This is a genomic window from Pseudonocardia zijingensis, from assembly GCF_042657305.1.
In the GTDB taxonomy this organism is placed as follows: Bacteria; Actinomycetota; Actinomycetes; order Mycobacteriales; family Pseudonocardiaceae; genus Pseudonocardia; species Pseudonocardia zijingensis.
The window spans coordinates 1-19,523 of sequence record NZ_JBHSKO010000045.1; the positions used below are offsets into that span (position 1 = coordinate 1).

Below are 19,523 nucleotides of genomic sequence, written 5' to 3' on the forward strand. Positions count from 1 at the left end.
TGGGGTTGACCCAGCTGGTGGTGGCCGGGTTGGCGCCGGGTGGGTTGACGGTGGCGACGGCCGGGGCCGTGGAGCTGGCCCTGGGGGCCGGTTATGTGGTGGTGACCGCGGCGATGATCGTCGCCGCGCGGTGGGTGACCCGGTTGAAGGTCGGCTCGATCGCCCAGCTCGAGGCGGCCATCACCGGGCTGGTCGGTGGCCCCGAGGCCAGGACCACTGCCGCCGAGGTCATGTCCGCGTTGGAGGGGCGGGGGATCCTCAACCTGGGTGATCTGGTCGTCCACACCGCCGACGAGTTGCGGGCGTTGGGCCTGACCGCGGCGCAGGTCGTGCTGGTCGAGCGGGGGCTGGCCGAGCTCGGCCACACCCTGCGCGGCCCGCCACCGGCCGCCCGGTCGAGCGCAGCGCGCGGCGTCGCCGGGTGGGCGCGGGCGCACCAGGGCCTGCTGGTGGGTGCCCACCAGGGCGTGGGGATGACCGCCGCGATGGTGGCCACCTACGCCACGTTCTCCATCGCGCAGACCTACGGGGTGCCGGCGGCGTCGACGTTGCTGCTCGCGTTCGCCGGCTGGGGCGTGGGCGGGGCGTCGCTGCTGCTCGTGAACGCGCTCTTCGGCAGGCGGCTGGGCCCGGCAGCGGGGCTGGCGGCCGGGGTGGTCTCGTCGGTGGCGCTGGCGGCGGTGGCCGTGGCCCCGCCGGTGTTCGCCGTGCTCGTGGTGCTCTACGGGCTGTCCGGCGTGCTGATCTCCGCCTCGGCGATCTTCCAGGCCGGCATGGCTCGCCACCCCCTGCCGAAGGAGGCGAACGACGCACGGACGACCGGGTCCCAGACGTGGGCGGCGATCGCGCGGGCGTGGCTGCCGCTGGCGGTGGCCGGTGCGGTGGCCGCGTTCGGCTGGCGGGGGGCCACCGTCGCGCTGGCCGCCGCCTTCGCCGGGCTGACCGCGATGACGTGGCTGGCGCTGCGCGGTGGCGAGCAGCCGCCCGCCGCCACCGGTTCCGCGTGGAGGGAGGCGGTCGGGTCGGTGACGGCCGCGACCAGGCGGGCGTTCTCGTCGCCGAGGGCGCTCGTCCGGTTCCTGGTGGCGGCCCCGCTGCTCGGGTTCCTGCTCGGGTTCCCGATCGGCTGGATGCTCGGCGCGCTGTCGTCGCTGCTGAAGGTGCACCTGCCGTGGCTCGCCCCGGAGCACGTGGTGTGGGCGTCCGCGCTCGTCACCTTCGTGCACCGGTACGCGGCGGCGTGGGCGAACAAGCGCTGGGCGAAGGCGGCGGCCACCCGGCGCTGGATGAACACCCCGGTGGCCACCACGGCCACCATGTTCGCGGTCCCCCCGCTCGTGGGCGTGCTGCTGATCTGGCCGCACGCGGCTCCGCTGGTCGTCATGCTGGTGGCGGTCAGCGTCGCGTTCCAGCTGCCGATGGCCCCGGCCATGGCCCGCACCCGGGGTGTGGGCGGCGTCAGCCGGTTCTTCGTCGGCACCCAGCTCGGCGCGGCGGCCGGCGTCGGCCTGGCCCAGGTGGCCGTGCAGACCCTCGCCCCGGGCGGGCTCACCGCGGCCACCGCCGGGCCCGTCGAGCTCGCGCTCGGCGTCGGCTACACCGTGGTTGCGGTCGCGGCCGTGGCCGTCGCGCACCTGGTCACGCGGCTCAAGGGCGGCTCGCTCTCCGAGCTGGAGGCGAGGCTCGACCCCGCGGCCCGAGCCGGGATCATGACCGCGCTGGAGCGGGGCGGCATCCTCAACCTCGGTGACCTGACCGCCCACACCCGCGACGAGCTGCGCGACCTCGGCCTGACCGAGGAGCAGGTCGTCCACGTCGAACGCGGGCTCGCCGAGCTCGGCCACACCCTGCGCGGTCCTCCCTCCGGGCCGGGCGGTGGCGCCGGGGCGTGGGCGGAGCTCCGCGCGAAGGTTCTCGAGGCGCGTACCGCCCTCGTCCGGTTCGCGGTCGGCGTGGCGAAGCGGCCCGCCGCCGGTTGGCGGGAGCGCTCCGGACGCGGGCACCGGGCGCTGTTCCTGGTGAGCGCCGCGGTGGCAATGGGCATGACCGCGCTCGGCGCCTACGCGGTGACGGTGTGGTCGGAGGCGTTGCACCTGCCACCGGGCCGGCTGCTGACGTTGGCGCTGGTGGGGAACCTGGCCGGGCTCGCGGTGCAGCTCCTGCTGAACTCCCGGTGGCCGAAGCTCCCGGTGCGGTGGCAGATGGTGGGGGCGACCCTCATCAGCGCCACGGCGTACGTGCTGTTCACCCTCGGCGCGGGCGGGTTGCACGCCGGGGCGGTGCTCGCGGGCTTCGCCGCGTCGGGCTGGACCGTGATCAGCACGGCCGCCTACACGTGGAGCGACGCGCACACGGCGCAGCGGACGGCCCTGGGGCAGCGGGTGCGGCTGGCGGGCAGCGCCAACGCCGTGGTGCTGCTCGGTTCGGCGGTGATGACGTGGCTCCTGCTGAGCGTGCAGGGTGCGGTCGCACCCGCCCAGCCGGACGTGGCCGCGTGGTTCTCGGCGACGTTCGCCGTGCTCTCGGCCGCCGGGCTGTGGGCGACCGCGCCGTCGCGGGTGCGGGCCGGCGGCCCGGTCGAGGGAAGCACGGCCGGCACCCTCTCGTCGCTCAGGGGGTTCACGTTCTGGCTGAGCCTGACCTTCGGGCTGACCGTCGCGCCGACGATCCTGTTCGACGGGAACTGGCGCGAGGTCGTGGGCAGTTCGTCGCCGCTGCTGCTGACGCTGCTCAGCCTCGGACTGGTCTCCGGCGGGGTGCTCGGCACGATCGCGGGGAAGCGGATCGAGCACAAGCCCGGCGCGTTCATCCTGGTCACGGCGGGGTCGCTGGTGGCGGGTGTGCTCGCGGCGTTCGCGGGCGCGCAGGTCGCAGGCGGGCAGTTCCAGACGCACGGGATCGCGGTGGCGGCGTTCGCGGCGGAGGCCGGCGCCACCGGGATGATCCTCGGGATCTTCGAGCTCGTCCGCAAACGGGTGCCGGCGGCGAAGCAGGCGCGGGTCATCACCACCGCGACGCTCACGAAGTTCGTGTTCGGCATCGCGGCGTCGCAGCTGGGCGCACCGGTGTGGAACGCGGCGCAGTGGTCGGGGATCACCTGGATGATGGCCCCGCTCGGGGTGGCCGCGTTGGTGTCGGCGGCCGTCCTCGTCCGCCGGTACGGCGGTGATCCGGAGCCGGGCAGCGGGCATGCCGAAGGCCGTGACCACGGTCCATCGGCGCTGCGGACCGCGGTCTCCCGGGCCCGCGACGGACTCGCCCGGCTGTTGCCGCGCGTGCCGGCGCTCGCGGTGCGCGTGGTGCACCACCCGGGCGCCGCGTGGTTCGTCGCGCTCGCCGTGATCGTGGGCGCGATCAGCCAGAGCTGGGAGATGCCCGCGGCCGCGGCGGCGGCCGCTGCCGTCCCACCGATCCGGAACCACCGGGGAGGGTGGCCGCACGACGACCCGGACATCGCCCGGCTGCTCCGCGACCTGGAGAACCTGGACGAGGTCCTCGCCACCGCAAGCCCGGACTACGTCGCCGAGCTCGCGGTCTTCGCGGACCGGTGGGCCGCGGCCGCGCAACGGGGCTCGGATCGCCGGCTCCTCGACGTCAAGGTCTCCCTCGCGAGGCTGCGCCGCATCCCGACCAGCCCCGTGCACCGGCAGTCGCAGGCGCGCAGCTCCGGCTACACGTGGCTCGACCTGCTGGACGACCTCGGCGCCGACCGTGCGCCGACCCTGCTTGCGCTCGTGCGGGCCCAGCTCACCCGGGCCGACCCGGTCGACCACGACACGCTGGCGATGGGGCTGGCCGTGCTGCGCGCGTCAGGGGTCACGGAGACCCGGGCACACGGCGCGCAGCGGCGCCACCTGCTCCGCCGGGAGGCCATCGCGCTCCGTTTCGACCCGGCGCTGCGCCGCGTGCTGGGGAGCGTGCCGCTGCGGATCGACCGCCCGATCGGGCCGGTCGTCGCCGCGTTCCGCAGGTTCGGCCTGGTTCCCGCGCCGGTGTTCACGGTGCGCGACCTGCTGCACCTCGTCGGAGGAGGTCCCCGCAGCACCGCCGAGGTCGCGGCGGGCTTCCCGGGGCCAGAGCCCACCCTGCGGCTCTGGCTGACCCGGCTCGTGGACTGGGGTCTTCTCGTCGCGGACCGGAGGCGGCCGATGAGGTACGCGCTGTCCGATCGCGCGGTGACCTGGCTCCGGGACGCGCGCACGGCGTCGGACACCGCTGACGGGAGCCGCGCGAGCGCCCTCGTGACCTTCGCGAACCTGCTCGACACCTTGTCACCGCGCGACCAGAGCGAGGTCGGCACGCTCGCGGGCGTCATCGCCCGGCTGCACCGGCTGGACACGCCGGTCACCACGCACGAGCTCCTGGCGCTGCTCGCCACCGGGGTGACCGTCGGACGGCTCCGCGCGACGACCGGCCTCCCCGCGGACGTGCTCCTCGCCAGGATCGGCCAGCTGCAGGGCCTCGGTCTCGTCCTCGAGGAGCCCTCCGGCCGGCCGTCGACGTACCGCGTGTCCCCGCTCGGCGTCGCGCTGCTGCGTGCCGTCGAGGACCCCGACCGGGCGCGCCCGGCCGTCGCCGACGCCACGGACGTCGAGATCGCGGAGTACCGCGGCCTCGTCGTCAACCTGGGCCTGGTCCTGAAGACCACCACCGACCTGGCCGCGGCCGGCATGGACACGGCGATCCGCTACCTGCTCACCAGGGCGCGGCTGCTACCGCCCACCAGCGGGGCGGTCCTGAACGGCAGGTGGGGCGAGGGCCGGCAGGACCGGTGGGAGCAGCTGCTGCCCACATTGGAGCGGCTGGGGTTCACCCACGAGCCGGGTGGCACCGGCCCGCGCGCGCCCCCCGCGATCCTGGAGATCCCGCTGGACGAGACGGTGTACGACCTGCTGCGCGACGCGGGGCTCGCCGATCTGCCGGGACGGCTCCTCGGCTACTACTGGGCCGGCCGCGACGCAGTCGTGGTGTTCGCCCCGACCCTGTTCCGGCTGCGCCGGGCGGGACTGCTCGAGCGGCTGCTGGCGCACGAGGACTTCTTCCACCGCCAGGGCCGGGCCGCGGAACGCAACGAGGACGGGCTGACCCACGCCGAGGACGAGGCCGAGATCATCCGGCTGCTGGCCGACGCGTCGCAGCGCGCGAGCGCGATCGCCTTCGACGAGGCCGGCCTCCGGGTCGCGCTGTCCGAGGTGCACGTGGAGCTCGTGCGCGCGGCGCTGGTCGAGCGGACGGCGGCGGGTGCCGTCGGGCGCCGCACCGACGAGCTCGCCCTGCGCGCCGCGGGCGCCGTCGACCCGCAGTCGGGCGAGTCGACCCTGGTGCTGGTCGACCAGCTGAGCGAGCGGCTGGCCGAGATGCTCGCTGCCGCGGGAATGGATCAGGTGACCGTGGTCCAGGTGCGGTTCGAGGGGTTGACGGTCGTCAGCGACCGGGCGCTGTTCCTCGAGCGGATCCTCGAGCTGCCCGAGCCGGTCCGCCAGGGCCTCTGGGCGGAGGATCCGCTCGTCGAGCTGGACGACCGGCTGGTCGAGCTCGTGCGGAGCCTCCCCGCCGCGATCATGTGGTCGCTCCACGTCCGGCGGCTGATCGCGGTGGCGGTGGCGGGGCCCGAGTCGGCGTCCGCAGCGTGGGAGCTCGGCCGGGTCGATGCGGCTCTCGGGCGGCTCGTGGCGGGCGTCGCGACGCTCGCCGCGGCCCGTGACGGGGTGGCCCGCCCCGAGGCGTGGCGCGTGCGGGTGGACGACCGGGCCATCCGTGCGCTCGACGAGGCCGAGGCGCGGCACTCCGAGTTGCGGGCCGCGGTGACCAACCCGGCCGTGCTGCACCGGGTCGGCCTGCGCGCCTTCGACCTGATCGACCGCGACGGTGCTCGGCGGACCCTGACGAACCTCGCCGGGGAGCTCTCCGCTCCGATCGAGCTGGTGCGTGCCGCGGTGGCGGGCCATCCCGAGTTGTCGATCGACACCGGGGACGTCGTCGGCGTCGCCGGCCGCTCGGGCGAGCCGCAGCCCGCACCGCGCCTCCCCGCTGGTCTCGGGCTGGAGTTGCCGCCCGCGCTGGCGCCGCACGGCGCGCTGACCGCCCGGGCCGGATCCTGGCTCGTCGGCTCGAACCGGCCGCTGCGCCCGCTCGAACGCGCCGGCTGGCTGCGCGCGCTGGTCGGCCAGGCCTGGGCGGCCTCACCCGGGGCGGACGCGGTGATCGGCCGGACGGAGGTGCACCGGGTCGCCGTCAGCGTTCCCGACGGGCTGCGGCTGCTCGGACCGGACGCCGCCGATGCCGCCGAGCTGGTGCTCGTGGTGCACCGGATCCACGGCGGCCGCACGCGGTTGGTGAACGCCTTCCCGGCGGGCCCGGCCGGCCAGGTACCCAGGACGCCGCGGCTGGTCGACTCGGTACCGGCCATCCGCGACGGCCGCACGCTGCTCGGCACGGGGTGGGCGATCGCCCCGCACCTCGTCCTCGCGCCGCTCCGGTTGTTCGGCGACCGCGACCTGTCGGAGATCACCGTCGACGGCGTGACCCCGGAGACGGTGATCGCCCTCGCGCCCGAGTCGTTCGGCGTGGCGCAGCCGCTCGTCGAGTGGGCCCGCCGGGTCGGCCGCACGCTGTTCGGAGCCGACCTCGGCACCGCCGACGTCGCCGTCCTGTACGTGCCCGGGCTGCACGCCGTGCCGCTCGCGGTGTCCCCCGACATCGTGGCGACCGGCCGGACGCTGCTGGTGGCAGGCCGGGACGCGGCCGGGGTGCTGCGGCTGACCCTCGCTCCCGTCGTCGCCACCGGGCTCGCGACGATCACCCTGGCGGCACCGCTGGACACCGCCGCGCCGGGCAGCCCCGTGCTCGCCCCCGGGGGCGAGGTCGTCGGCATGGTCGTCGAGGTCGATCAAGTCAGCGGGCTGGCGACCGCACTGGCCGGCCCGTTGCTCGTGGCCGCCGGTGCGGGCGGCCGAACCGCGGCCCGCGCCGAAGGTGCCACGCCGGACCTGCTGCTCGACCACGTCTCGGTGCGGCTGGAGCTGGCCGGCTCGGTGCTGGGCGAAGGCCGGGCGCGCGAGGCGCGCCGCCACCTGCGCAGGGTCGAGCTCGCCCTGGACGACGTCGCAGGCGAGCTGGGACCACGCCGGTTCAGCCACCTGCCCGACGCCGAGTTCCACGCGGTGTTCGAGCGGCTGGTGGCGTTGGGCCGCGAGTGGTGGCTGCTCCTGAACGCCGCCCGCGGACCTCCAGCCGACACCGCCGCGTCGGACATCGCGCTCCAGCGGGCCGCCGCGCTGTTCGCCGGCGAGGTGGGCGGTCCCCTCGCCGGGGCCGAGGCCACGCTGCTCGCCGACGCCGCCCTCGACCTCGGGCGCCCGGCGGCGTGGCGCGTGCAGGTGCACCACGCGGTCGACCAGGCCGGCGTCGCCGCGCTCCGGCGGGCGTTCGCCCCGCCCCCGGCGGACCACCGGCCGAGCCGGGCCGACGTCGAGCGGGCGCACCACAGCCTGCGCGTGCTCGTCGACCAGCTCCCCGCGGAGCTCGGCGACCCGCTGGCCGGACTGCTCGCGCGATGGACGGTCCCCGGGGAACCCCCGGCCGGCCTGCTCGCCTACCTGGAAGGCGAGCTGCCGGAGCCGGCGGACGGCCCCGCCGCTCACGCCGTCGCCGCCGTCCGGCACCACCTGCGGCAGGCCCAGCCCGGTCCCGGCCGGACCGGTGGGTTCGGCATCGCCTCGGCCCTGGCGGTGACCGGGTTCGGCACGGCCGTCTGGTGGGCGCTGGTGGACGTGCTCGGCAGGAGCGCCACGGCTGAGGCCGCGCCCCGGCACGAGGCCGCGCCGACCGGCGCCGAGGACCACTCCGTTCTCAAGGCGCTCGTGGTGCTCGGCGTGGCCTACGCCGGCTACCGGCTGGTGCGGGCGGGCGCGCGCTGGGTCGGCCGCACGCTGCGGGCCGCCGGGGAGGCGGCCCTCGCGTGGGGCGGCAGGCAGCTCACCCGGGCGCGGTGGGTGCTGCTGGGTACGGGCATCGGCTGGGTCGCGGCGGCCACCGGGTACGGCCTTGTCGCCGCCGGAGCCGGGATCCTGCTCGCGGTCGTGCCCGCGCTCGTGACGCTGGTGGCCGCGCTGTGGCCGCGGATGCCGGGGAGCGCCGTCCTGCCCGGCATCGTCAAGGCCTGGTACGAGCTGCGGCCGCCGTGGCAGGTGGGCGCCGGTCTGCTCATGGGCGTCGGGCTCTGGGTGTTCGCGGGGGACGCCGGCGGTGCGGCGGCGGCCGCGGTGGCGGTGCCCGGGTGGGGCCGTTCCGACCCGGTCCGCCGGGACGGGGTGGTGATCGCCGAATCGGACCAGGGGCTCGTGCTGGTGACCGATCCGGCGGCGGTCGCGCGCGTGCTCGACGAGGTGCGCGAGCTGTGGCGGCGCGAGCGGATGGAGCCCGGCGACCGGGACCGGTTCAGCCCGAGCGGGCTCTGGAAGGCGGCCGGCCTGTGGCCGTTCGTCACCGACGCGATCGACGTGCGCGGGTTGCGGGTGCACTACGTGCTCGACGTCGCGCGCGGAGCGGTGATCGTGCCGAGGGCCGTCGCCGACGCGGGGCAGGACGAGCGCACCACGCTCGCGCTGGAGCGGGAGATCCTGCTGGGCCTGTACGGGGGCGCACCCGAGACGGGCAGGCGGCCGGTGGACCGCGACGTCGAGGCAGGCCCGGCCCGGCCGGCGTCACCCGATCCCCGGTTGCCCGCCCTCGCGTACCTCGGGACGCTCGGCGACTCGTTCGGCCGGCCCGCGGTCGTGCACGTCGCCGCGGGCCGGGACCGGCTCGTCGTGCACCGGCGCGGCCTGGACCTGGACCGCAGCCTCGACACCGCGGCCGCCTACCGGGTGCTCGGGGTGCCCGCCGTGGCCACGTGGCCTGCCGTCGTCGCCGAGGACGTGCGGGACGGCAGCGGGGCGGTGGTGCTGCGGGCGGGTGAGCGGGTGGAGGTCGGCTACCACCGCGACGGCGGTCCGGTCGACCTCGACGACCCGCGCCGGCTCGCCCAGGTGGCCCGGCTGCACGCGGCGGCCGAGGTGATCGGGGACGTCGACGTGCGCGGCGTGAAGGAGGTCAACCTCGTCGCCGACGCGGCCGGGAACATCGGGCTCGTCGACTTCAACGCGGGCCTGACGCTCGACTCCGAATCCGCCGAGGCCCACCTGCAGCTGGTGATCGACGGGGCGCTGTTCGACACGCGCGCCGCGCAGGCGGTCTTCGGTGTGCTCACCGAGGCCGACCTGCTCGCCGGCTACCGGCACGTCGTCGAGCGGCGGGCGGAGCTGCTGGCCGTGATCCGCGACCCGGCGCGGCGGCTGGTGGCCGCGGCCCGGGTGGACCTGATGAGCCGGATCGTGGCGGCCGGGCGGCTGCCCGACCGGGTGCGCGCGCAGCTGCGCGACGCCGCCCCGGTGGCGGCCAGGGCCCACCCGGGCGAGCGGCTGCCCGACCAGGCTTACCGGCTGGGCTTCGGCCCGGCCGAGACCCGGCTGCTCACGTCCGCCCTGACGCACATGCGCCGGGAGGCGGTGGGACGGCGGGCCGACGGCGGCGTGTTCGTGTTCGCGGCCGATCGCCTCGCGGCGGAAGTGCGCGAGCACGTCCCGGCGGCGGAGGCGGCCGACGTCGTCGAGCGGCTGGTGGCGTTCGCGTGGCACGACGCCGACGGCCTTGTCGTCGCGATCAGCGAGGAGCGGTACGCCGAACTCGACCGGCTGGGTGCGCTCGCCGTGGTGCTCGACGGGGCGCGCAGCCGGGTCCCGGATTCGCGGCCACCTGGAGCGATCTGATGAAGGAATTCCTCGGGAGGGAATGATGATGGTGGAGATCGAGCGGGCCGACCCGGCGCGCGTGCTGCGCGTCGGACCGGAGCCGGTGGCGCAGCTCCGGTTCCCGTTGCTCGGCGCGGCGTTGTGGTGGGCGCTGCCGGCCGTCGCGATGCTCGCGGGCGGCTGGACCGCGTCGACGATCCTGGTCGTGGCCGGGCGCACCGACGACCCGGCCGCACTGATCACCTGCGGCGTCGCGGCGGCCGTCGCGGTCTTCGGCGGGATGTGCCTGTTCGAACGTCTCGTCGGCCCGCCGGGCGCGGCGCTGGGGGCCGGCGCCACCGTCGAGCTGATCCACTCGCCGTTCGTCGACGCAGGCGTCGTCCCGGGCTGGTCGGCGTCGGCCGGCTGGGCGCGCACCGCGGTCGCCACCGGGGTGCTCGTCTGGCGGACGCACGCACGGCGGCCACCGGTGATCCGCACGGCCGAGCCCGTGGTGGCCCCGCGCGGGTCGCTCGACGACCTGGTGGCCCCCGCACCGGGCCCGACCGCGCCGGGCCGGGTCGTGGTGTCGGGCCGGTTCCGCGTGACGGGCTGGCCACGAACGGCGCTGCAGGCCGTGGAGCTGCCGGAGCACCCGCCCCGGGAGGTCGACGCCGTGGGGTGGGTGCAGACGCGGGCGAGCCGGGGCACCGCGTTCGTGGTCGGCAACGACGGCGCCCACGCCGACCTGGTGACCAACGATCACGTGATCGGCACGGCCCGCTCGGCCCGCGTCAGCATCGCCGGCACCACGCGCGACGCCGTACTGCTCCCACGCCCGGATCCGGAGCGATTCGCTCAGCTGCTCGGCGAGCACCTCCCGCACCTCGACGCACCGCAGCGGAAGCGCCTCGCCGAGCAGACCGACCTGCGGCTGCTGCGGATCGACTCCGCGGGCCTCCCCGTCGGCCACCTCGAGATCTCGACGGCGGACACGCTCGACGCGCTCGCCCTCTCCGTCGGTTACCCGCACGGCGGAGTCCCGCGCTTCGTCTGGCCCGCCCACCCGGTGCCGCTCCCCGCGATCGGGCTCGGCCGGCTCGTGCTGCGCCACGGCAGCGCCGAGCTGTGGACGCCGTGGCGGGTGCAGAGCGGCAACTCCGGCGGGCCGGTGCTCGTGCGGGAGGACGGCCGGCTGCGTGTCGCGGCGGTCACGCACATCCAGCACGACGCGCGCCGGTCCCGGGGCAACGCCCCCCAGATCCCGGCGCCCGTCCTGCGCGCCTACCTCGCCGCCGTGGACGGGGGCGGGGTGTGAACGGCTCAGTCCTCGATCGGCTCCAGTACGAACACCGGGATCTCCCGGGTGGTCTTCTTCTGGTAGTCCTCGTAGTCCGGGTAGGCCGCGACGGCCCGCTTCCACCACACGGCCTTCTCCTCGCCGGTGACCTCGCGGGCGCGGTAGTCCCTCGTCACGGTGCCGTCCTGCAGCTCGACGTGCGGCTCGGCCTTGACGTTGTGGTACCAGACCGGGTGCTTCGGGGCCCCGCCCAGCGACGCGACGATGGCGTAGACGCCGTCGTGCTCCACGCGCATGAGCGGCACCTTGCGGAGCTTCCCGCTCTTGACGCCGCGCGTCGTCAGCAGGATGACCGGGCGGCCCTTGACCTCGACGCTCTCCGTCGTCCCGGTTTCGAAGATCTTCTCGGTCTGCTCCCGCACCCATCCGGTCGGGCTGATCTCGTATTCACCTTCGAGCGGCATGTGTGGTGGCAACACGGCGGAGGTGCCGGATCTTCCCCTCGTCGCCCCGGACGGGTTACGGTCGACGGCGACGGGAGCTCGCAGCAGCGGGCTGAGAGGGTGGCTACGGCGCCGCCGACCGCACGAACCTGTCCGGGTAATGCCGGCGTAGGGAGGCGAGGATGACCGAGCCCACCGTGGGCACCAGACCCCCGACGGTGCTGACGATCGCGGGCACCGACTCCGGCGGCGGCGCGGGTGTCGCGGCCGACCTGCGGGCGATGGCCGCCTGCGGGGTGCACGGCTGCGTGGCGGTCACCGCGGTCACGGTGCAGAACACGCTGGGGGTCAGCGGGTTCCACCCGATCCCGCCCGAGACGGTGGCGGCGCAGATCGAGACGGTGGCCACCGACATCCCGCTGGGCGCGGCCAAGACCGGGATGCTCGCCGACACCCCGATCATCGAGGCGATCGTGGACGCCTGCGACCGCGTCGGCATCGGCGGCGACGGTGTCCCGCTGGTGATCGACCCCGTGGCGGCGTCGATGCACGGCGACCCGCTGCTCGCCGACACCGCCCTCGAGGCCTACCGCACGCTGCTGTTCCCGCGCGCGGTGCTGGCCACCCCCAACCTCGACGAGGTGCGGCTGATCGCGGGCGTCGACGTGCACGACCGCGCGGCCCAGTACGAGGCGGCCAAGGTCGTGCACGCCTTCGGCCCCCGGTACGTGCTCATCAAGGGTGGGCACCTGCGCGAGGACACCGACGTGTGCATCGACCTGCTCTACGACGGTCACACCTTCACCGAGCTGCCGGGTCCGCGGTTCGACACCGGCAACACCCACGGCGGCGGGGACAACATGGCCTCGGCCATCGCCTCCGGGCTGGCCCGGGGGATGACGGTGCCGGAGGCCGTCACGTTCGGGAAGCGCTACGTGGTGGAGGCCGTGCGCCACTCCTACCCCTTGGGGAAGGGCCACGGCCCGATCTCGCCGTTGTGGGCGGTGCGCAGCTGGTGGGAGCAGGACGTCTGATCTCGACGCGGCTGAACACATCGCGGGAGCTCGTGCACACCACGGGCTGAGAGGGCCGAGGCCGACCGCAGAACCTGTCCGGGTAATGCCGACGTAGGGAGAAGAAGAGCGATGAGCTCTGCCGTGCCGTCCGTCACGACCGGCCCCATCCGGGGCTCGCACAAGACGTACCTGGAGGGGCCGGACGGCATGCGCGTGCCGGTCCGCCGCATCGAGTTGTCCACCGGCGAGCACCACGACGTCTACGACACGTCCGGCCCGTACACCGACGACGGCGCCACGATCGACCTCGCCGCCGGCCTGCCCGCCCTGCGCGCGCCCTGGATCGCTGCGCGCGAGCCGGGCACCCAGCTCGCGCACGCGCGGGCCGGCGTGATCACCCCCGAGATGCGGTTCGCGGCGATCCGGGAGGGCGTGGACGCGGAGCTCGTGCGGTCGGAGGTTGCCGCGGGCCGCGCGGTGATCCCGGCCAACCGCAACCACCCGGAGTCGGAGCCGATGGTCATCGGCAAGCGGTTCCTGGTGAAGGTCAACGCCAACATCGGCAACTCCGCCGTGACCTCCTCGATCGAGGAGGAGGTGGAGAAGATGGTGTGGGCCACGCGGTGGGGCGCCGACACCGTCATGGACCTGTCCACCGGCAGGCAGATCCACGAGACGCGGGAGTGGATCCTGCGCAACTCGCCGGTGCCGATCGGCACCGTGCCGATCTACCAGGCCCTCGAGAAGGTGAACGGCGATCCCGCGAAGCTGTCGTGGGAGGTCTACCGCGACACCGTGGTGGAGCAGTGCGAGCAGGGCGTCGACTACATGACGGTGCACGCGGGCGTGCTGCTGCGCTACGTGCCGCTCACGGCGAAGCGCGTCACCGGGATCGTGTCCCGCGGCGGCTCGATCATGGCGGCGTGGTGCCTCGCCCACCACCGCGAGTCGTTCCTCCACACCCACTTCGCCGAGCTCTGCGACATCTTCCGCTCCTACGACGTCACGTTCTCCCTCGGCGACGGCCTGCGGCCCGGCTCCATCGCCGACGCCAACGACGAGGCGCAGCTCGCCGAACTGCGCACGCTGGGCGAGCTCACCGCGATCGCGCGGGAGAAGGACGTCCAGGTGATGATCGAGGGCCCGGGGCACGTGCCGCTGCACAAGGTCGACGAGAACGTGCGGCTGGAGGAGGAGTGGTGCGGCGGCGCGCCGTTCTACACCCTCGGCCCGCTCGCCACCGACATCGCGCCCGGCTACGACCACATCACCAGCGCGATCGGCGCCGCCAGGATCGCCCAGGCAGGCACCGCCATGCTCTGCTACGTGACGCCGAAGGAACACCTCGGCCTGCCCGACCGCGACGACGTGAAGACCGGCGTGATCACCTACAAGATCGCCGCGCACGCCGCCGACCTCGCCAAGGAGCACCCACGGGCCCAGGCGCGCGACGACGCGCTCTCCGCGGCGCGGTTCGAGTTCCGCTGGCTCGACCAGTTCCACCTGTCCCTCGACCCCGACACCGCGCTCGCGTTCCACGACGAGACCCTCCCGGCGGAACCGGCCAAGACCGCGCACTTCTGCTCCATGTGCGGGCCGAAGTTCTGCTCGATGCGCATCACCCAGGACGTCCGCGACTACGCCGAGGCCCACGGGCTGACGACGGTGGCGGCCATCGAGGCGGGGATGGTGGAGAAGGCCTCGGAGTTCACGGAGGCGGGCGGGCGGCTGCACCTTCCGCTGGCCTGAGGGGCAGGTGGGTCAGGCGTAGACGTCCGCGGGTGACACGAGGGTCACGTCCGGATCCTGCGCGGAGCGGGCCATCAGCGCATCGTCGAACCCGCTGCGGGAGAAGACGGAGCGTCGAGGGGTCACGGTTCGGGCTCCGGCGGCCCCGTGCTTGCTGGCTGAGGACCGTCTCCAGCTCGGGTGAGCGAACAGCTGGAACTCGTCCAGCACCCGGGGGTGCGCTCGCGTCCCACGAACCGGCCGATCACCGCCAGGGCCGCAGCGAGGATTTTCCATCGCTGGAATATCCGCCGCAGGATCGAAGCCCGGCTCTCGTGGACCTGGCCATCTGATCAGGCGCACGCGACCGCACCCGCCGCGTGCGCCACGCGTGATCGCCGGCCTTCGGGCGTACCCCGGCCGGACGGTCGCGCCACAGCGTGAGCGTCCCGGCGCGGGCTGTGAGTGATCGGCGGGACACGCCGGGAACAGTCCCCGATCGCCCGCGCGCGGACACCGGCGGTGCGGGCTAGCATCCCGTCTGATGAGCATCATGGGCACGCGCGTTGTCCGCACAGAGGATCCGGTGTTCCTCTCCCGGGGCGCGACCTACACCGACGACCTGACCGACGAGCGGCTGACGGGTGCGCTGCACCTGACGCTGGTGCGGTCCCCACTGGCACACGGCCGGATCACCGGGATCGACGTCGAGGCGGCCAGGGCCGCCCCCGGCGTCGTCGCGGTGTTCACGGGCGCGGACCTCGACATCGACCCGGCGCTGCTGTTCCCGGCGGCGAACAGGGCGATGGTCCGGCCTTTCCTCGCCACCGACCGCGTGCGGTTCGTGGGCGAGCCGGTTGCCGCCGTCCTCACCGAGGATCCGTACCAGGGCCAGGACGCTGCCGACCTGGTGGAGGTCGACTACGACCCCCTGCCTGCCGTGATCGACATGAAGGACGCGCTCGCCGGTGAGACCGTCCTGTTCGAGGAGGCGGGCACCAACCTCGCGCTGGCGTTCGACGACCAGGAGTTCGACGACCACCTGTTCGACGACTGCGAGGTCGTCGTCACGCGGGAGATCGTGAACCAGCGCCTGGCCGCCGCCCCGCTGGAGACGCGCGCCGCCGCGGCCGCGTGGGGCGACGACGGGCGGGTCACGCTGTTCGCCTCGTCGCAGAACGCGCAGGCGGCCCGCGACGAGGTGGCGGGCTGGCTGGGCCTCGACCCGGCGAACGTCCACGTGATCCTGCCGGACGTCGGCGGCGGGTTCGGCGCCAAGATCGGTGCCGACCCGGTGTTCGCGCTGGTGGCGTGGCTCGCGAAGCGCGTCGGGCGCCCGGTCCGGTGGACCGAGACGCGCTCGGAGAACATGACCGGGATGCTGCAGGGCCGCGGCCAGGTGCAGACGATCACGATCGGCGGGCGCCGCGCCGGCACCGTGCTCGCCTACCGCCTCGACGTGCTCGCCGACGCGGGTGCCTACCCGGCGCTCGGCGCGTTCCTCCCGTTCTTCACGCGGCAGATGGCCCCCGGCGTCTACGACATCCCGAAGGTGGAGTCGCGGGCCCGGGTTGTCGTCACCACCACCACGTCCACCGGGGCCTACCGCGGCGCGGGCCGCCCCGAGGCCACCGCGGCGATCGAGCGGGCCATGGACCTGTTCGCCGCCGAGATCGGCATGGACCCGGCGGAGGTGCGCAAGCGCAACGTCGTGGCGCCGGACAAGTTCCCGTTCACCACGAAGGGCGGGGGCGGCGGGGCCGTCTACGACACCGGTGAGTACGCGAAGGCGATCGACCGGGTGCTGGAGGCCGCCGGGTACGCCGATCTGCGGGCCGAGCAGGCCGCGCGCCGCGAGCGGGGCGACACCGTGCAGCTGGGCATCGGGGTCTCGTCCTACGTCGAGATCACCGGTGGTGGCGCGTTCGCCGAGGACGCCGCGGTGGAGGTCCACGCCGACGGCACGGTCACCGTGCTCACCGGCACCTCGCCGCACGGGCAGGGCCACGCCACGGCGTGGGCGATGCTCGCCAGCGAGCACCTCGGCATCCCGATCGAGAAGATCACCGTCAAGCACGGCGACACCGACCTCGTGCCCCGCGGCGCGGGCACCATGGGGTCGCGGAGCCTGCAGACCGGTGGGGTCGCCGTCTACCAGGCGGCGGGGCAGCTGGTGGAGCTGGCCAAGCAGCGCGCGGCCGACCTGCTGGAGGCCAGCGTCGAGGACCTGGAGGTCGCCGAGGGCCGGGTCACGGTCAAGGGCACCGGTTCCGGCGTCGACCTCGCCGAGCTGGCGGCCAAGGAGCAGCTGCGGGCCGACACCACGTTCGACAGCGGGGCCCCGACGTTCCCGTTCGGCGCGCACGTGGCCGTGGTCGAGGTCGACGTCGAGTCCGGCAAGGCCGTGGTCGACCGGATCATCACGGTCGACGACGCCGGTCCCGTGCTCAACCCGCTTCTCGCGGAGGGCCAGCGCCACGGCGGCATCGCGCAGGGAATCTCGCAGGCGCTGCTCGAGGAGGTCGTCTTCGACGCCGACGGCAACCCGCTCACGGCCACGTTCGCCGACTACGGGTTCCCGTCCGCGGCGGAGCTGCCGAGTTTCACGCTGGTGGACATGGAGACGCCCACCCCGTTGAACCCGATCGGGGCGAAGGGCATCGGCGAGGCCGGCACCATCGGCGCCACGCCCGCCGTGCAGAGCGCGGTGGTCGACGCCGTGTCGCACCTCGGTGTCCGCCACATCGACATGCCTGCCACCCCGCTGCGGGTGTGGGAGGCCATCCAGGCCGCCGGAGGCACCAATGACTGAGAAGGTCCAGATCACGGTCAACGGCCGGCCGACCACCGCCGAGGTGGAGCCGCGGCTGCTGCTCGTGCACTACCTGCGTGACGTGGTCGGCCTGAAGGCCACCAACATCGGCTGCGACACCACGTCCTGCGGCGCCTGCACGGTGCTGCTCGACGGCGAGTCGGTGAAGTCGTGCACGGTGCTCGCGGTGCAGGCCGACCAGCAGTCGGTCACGACGATGGAGGGGCTCTCGCCCGACCCGGAGCACCTGCACCCGGTGCCCGCGGCGTTCCGCGCCGAGCACGGGCTGCAGTGCGGCTTCTGCACCCCGGGCATGGTGATGGCCGCGGTGGGCCTGCTGAAGGAGAACCCGAACCCCACCGAGCGCGAGGTGCGCGAGGGCCTGGAGGGCAACCTCTGCCGCTGCACCGGCTACCACAACATCGTCCGCGCCGTGCTGGCCGCGGCGGGCAAGGACCCGGCGGAGGCCGAGGACTCGCCCGCCGAGCTCGCGGCGCCCGGCTTCTCCACCGGGAGCAGCTCATGATCCCCGTCGGCTTCGACTACGCGCGCCCCGACTCGGTGGAGGGCGCGCTCGCCCTCCTCGAGGAGCACGGCGAGGACGCCACCCTGCTCGCCGGTGGCCACTCGCTGCTCCCGGTCATGAAGCTGCGGCTGGCCGCGCCCGAGCTCGTCATCGACATCGGCAAGCTCGCCGATCTGCAGTACATCCGGGTCGACGGCGACGAGGTCGCGATCGGCGCGGGTACGCGCCACCACGCGCTCGAGGTGTCCGACGTGCTGGCGGCCGAGTGCCCGCTCCTGCCCGCCGTCGCCCGCACCGTGGGCGACCCGCAGGTGCGCCACCGCGGCACGCTCGGGGGCTCGCTCGCCCACGCCGACCCGGCCTCCGACCTCCCGGCGGCGGTGCTCGCGCTCGGCGGCACCGTGGTGCTGCGCAGCCCGCGCGGGGAACGGCAGGTGCCGATCACGGGCTTCTACACCGGTGTGTTCTCGTCGGTGAAGGAGCCGGACGAGCTGGTGGTCGAGGTCCGGGTGCCGCGCACCGGCGGTGCCGGGTGGGCGTACGAGAAGTTCACCCGGCGCGCCAACGACTGGGCGATCGTCGGGGTGGCCGTCGTCGACGGCCGGGTGGGTCTGGTCAACATGGGCTCCACGCCGCTGCGGGCCTCCCAGACCGAGGCCGCGCTCGTCGACGGCGCGTCCATCGAGGAGGCCGCCGCGCTCGCCGACCAGCGCACCGAACCCCCCTCGGACCTTTCCGCCACCGCCGACTACCGTCGTCACCTGGCGCGCGTGCTCACCCGGAGAGCCCTCACGACTGCCGCCAACGGGTGACGCACGTCCGGGGCGAAGTTTCCCGGATCTGTGCGTAACTGCCCCGTACGGGGGAAAGACTTCGGTATGGCCCCCGACGAGGCTGGTGCGCTCGGCGACGTCCCCCGTGTCGTCGCCGGCCGATACGAGCTCGGGGCGGTGCTCGGCGCCGGTTCGTCCGCCGTCGTGCACCGCGCCCGGGATGTGCGGCGTGGTGTCGAGGTAGCGATCAAGTGCTTCCGGCCCGGTGCGTCGGAGCGCGATCTTCGCCAGCAGCGCCAGGAGATGGCGTTGCTGGCCCGGCTGGACCATCCCGGCCTCGTGCGCCTGCACGACGGCGGGATCGTCGACGAGTGCCCCTTCGTGGTCACCGACCTGGTCGAGGGGCCGACGCTGGCCGAGCGGATCGCCACCGGGCAGCCGCTCGCGCCGGGCGCGGTGCGCAGGCTCGGCGCCCAGCTCGCGGACGCGCTGGCCTACGTGCACGCGACGGGCATCGTGCACCGCGACGTCAAACCCGCGAACGTGCTGCTCGGCGACGGCGGGCGCCCCCGGCTCGCCGACTTCGGCATCGCGCGCGCCATGGAGGCCACCGCGGCCACCGCCGACGGCTGCGTGGTCGGCACCGCCGCCTACCTCGCCCCCGAGCAGGTGCGCGGGGAGACGGTGGCCCCGGCCACCGACGTCTACGCGCTGGGGCTGGTGCTGCTGGAGGCGCTCACCGGGCGTCGCGAGTACCCGGGCGCCGCGGTCGAGTCGGCCACCGCGCGGCTGTACCGCTCACCCGTGGTGCCCGACGGGCTCCCCGCGGGCCTCGGCACGGTGCTGAAGGCGATGACGCAGGACGACCCCCGCCGCAGGCCCCCGGCCGCTGCCGTGGCGGCCGCCCTCGCGGCGGACCCGGCCTCACCCACCGCGGCGCTGGGCACGGCCACGGCGGTGCGTGCACGCGTGGTGCGCCACGGTCGGCACCGGCTGGGCCGCCCCGGCACCCGTCCGGTGTCGCGCATCGCCATCGCGGCCGTCACCGCGATCGTCGCGATGCTCTCCGTCGCCGCGGCGTCGGCGCCCCCGGCCACCGCGGTGTCCGATCTGGACGACCCGGTGCGCTTCTCGGCCCGGATGCGCTGACCGCCG

9 protein-coding genes and 1 riboswitch are annotated in these 19,523 nt (G+C 74.8%); of the genes, 8 read left to right on the top strand and 1 reads right to left on the bottom strand.

Annotated features, from left to right (window positions below; genetic code table 11):
* Nucleotides 1–50 precede the first annotated feature (50 nt).
* A complete protein-coding gene (locus tag ACFPL3_RS40830; RefSeq protein WP_379590895.1) occupies nt 51–9,809 on the top strand; it encodes a hypothetical protein in 9,759 nt (3,252 codons plus the stop codon).
* A gap of 22 nt (nt 9,810–9,831) precedes the next feature.
* Nucleotides 9,832–11,088 (top strand): S1 family peptidase, encoded by a 1,257-nt coding sequence (locus tag ACFPL3_RS40835; RefSeq protein ID WP_343942157.1) that lies wholly within the window; start codon nt 9,832–9,834, stop codon nt 11,086–11,088.
* 5 nt (nt 11,089–11,093) lie between these two features.
* Here the strand turns inward: ACFPL3_RS40835 and ACFPL3_RS40840 are convergent, their stop codons facing one another.
* Nucleotides 11,094–11,534, bottom strand: a complete 441-nt coding sequence (locus tag ACFPL3_RS40840) for a nitroreductase family deazaflavin-dependent oxidoreductase (protein WP_343942156.1) — start codon at nt 11,532–11,534, stop codon at nt 11,094–11,096.
* Between the two features lie 161 nt (nt 11,535–11,695).
* Between ACFPL3_RS40840 and thiD the strand changes: the two genes are divergently transcribed.
* The 6 genes from thiD (at nt 11,696) to ACFPL3_RS40870 (ending at nt 19,517) form a co-directional block, all read left to right on the top strand.
* A complete protein-coding gene (thiD, locus tag ACFPL3_RS40845) occupies nt 11,696–12,547 on the top strand; it encodes a bifunctional hydroxymethylpyrimidine kinase/phosphomethylpyrimidine kinase (protein WP_343942155.1) in 852 nt (283 codons plus the stop codon).
* A gap of 12 nt (nt 12,548–12,559) precedes the next feature.
* A riboswitch (TPP riboswitch) is annotated at nt 12,560–12,664 on the top strand.
* Nucleotides 12,659–14,278: a phosphomethylpyrimidine synthase ThiC gene (thiC, locus tag ACFPL3_RS40850; protein WP_343942154.1), complete on the top strand. Its 1,620-nt coding sequence runs from the start codon at nt 12,659–12,661 to the stop codon at nt 14,276–14,278. It overlaps the preceding riboswitch by 6 nt.
* A gap of 523 nt (nt 14,279–14,801) precedes the next feature.
* Nucleotides 14,802–17,069: a xanthine dehydrogenase family protein molybdopterin-binding subunit gene (locus ACFPL3_RS40855; protein WP_343942153.1), complete on the top strand. Its 2,268-nt coding sequence runs from the start codon at nt 14,802–14,804 to the stop codon at nt 17,067–17,069.
* Entirely contained in the window at nt 17,062–17,595 is a 534-nt protein-coding gene (locus tag ACFPL3_RS40860) for a (2Fe-2S)-binding protein (protein ID WP_343942152.1), read from the top strand. Before ACFPL3_RS40855 ends, ACFPL3_RS40860 begins: the two co-directional genes overlap by 8 nt.
* Nucleotides 17,592–18,407 (top strand): FAD binding domain-containing protein, encoded by an 816-nt coding sequence (locus tag ACFPL3_RS40865; protein ID WP_343942151.1) that lies wholly within the window; start codon nt 17,592–17,594, stop codon nt 18,405–18,407. The genes ACFPL3_RS40860 and ACFPL3_RS40865 overlap by 4 nt, the downstream gene beginning before the upstream one ends.
* 66 nt (nt 18,408–18,473) lie before the next feature.
* Nucleotides 18,474–19,517 (top strand): serine/threonine-protein kinase, encoded by a 1,044-nt coding sequence (locus tag ACFPL3_RS40870; protein ID WP_343942150.1) that lies wholly within the window; start codon nt 18,474–18,476, stop codon nt 19,515–19,517.
* Nucleotides 19,518–19,523: the final 6 nt, after the last annotated feature.

Bases quoted from the DNA above. Each gene is read 5' to 3' on its own strand.
- ACFPL3_RS40870 (WP_343942150.1), top strand. From the start codon at position 18,474: ATGGCCCCCGACGAGGCTGGTGCGCTCGGCGACGTCCCCCGTGTCGTC.
- ACFPL3_RS40835 (WP_343942157.1), top strand. From the start codon at position 9,832: ATGATGATGGTGGAGATCGAGCGGGCCGACCCGGCGCGCGTGCTGCGC.
- ACFPL3_RS40860 (WP_343942152.1), top strand. From the start codon at position 17,062: ATGACTGAGAAGGTCCAGATCACGGTCAACGGCCGGCCGACCACCGCC.
- ACFPL3_RS40840 (WP_343942156.1), bottom strand. From the start codon at position 11,534: ATGCCGCTCGAAGGTGAATACGAGATCAGCCCGACCGGATGGGTGCGG.
- thiC (WP_343942154.1), top strand. From the start codon at position 12,659: ATGAGCTCTGCCGTGCCGTCCGTCACGACCGGCCCCATCCGGGGCTCG.
- thiD (WP_343942155.1), top strand. From the start codon at position 11,696: ATGACCGAGCCCACCGTGGGCACCAGACCCCCGACGGTGCTGACGATC.
- ACFPL3_RS40865 (WP_343942151.1), top strand. From the start codon at position 17,592: ATGATCCCCGTCGGCTTCGACTACGCGCGCCCCGACTCGGTGGAGGGC.
- ACFPL3_RS40855 (WP_343942153.1), top strand. From the start codon at position 14,802: ATGAGCATCATGGGCACGCGCGTTGTCCGCACAGAGGATCCGGTGTTC.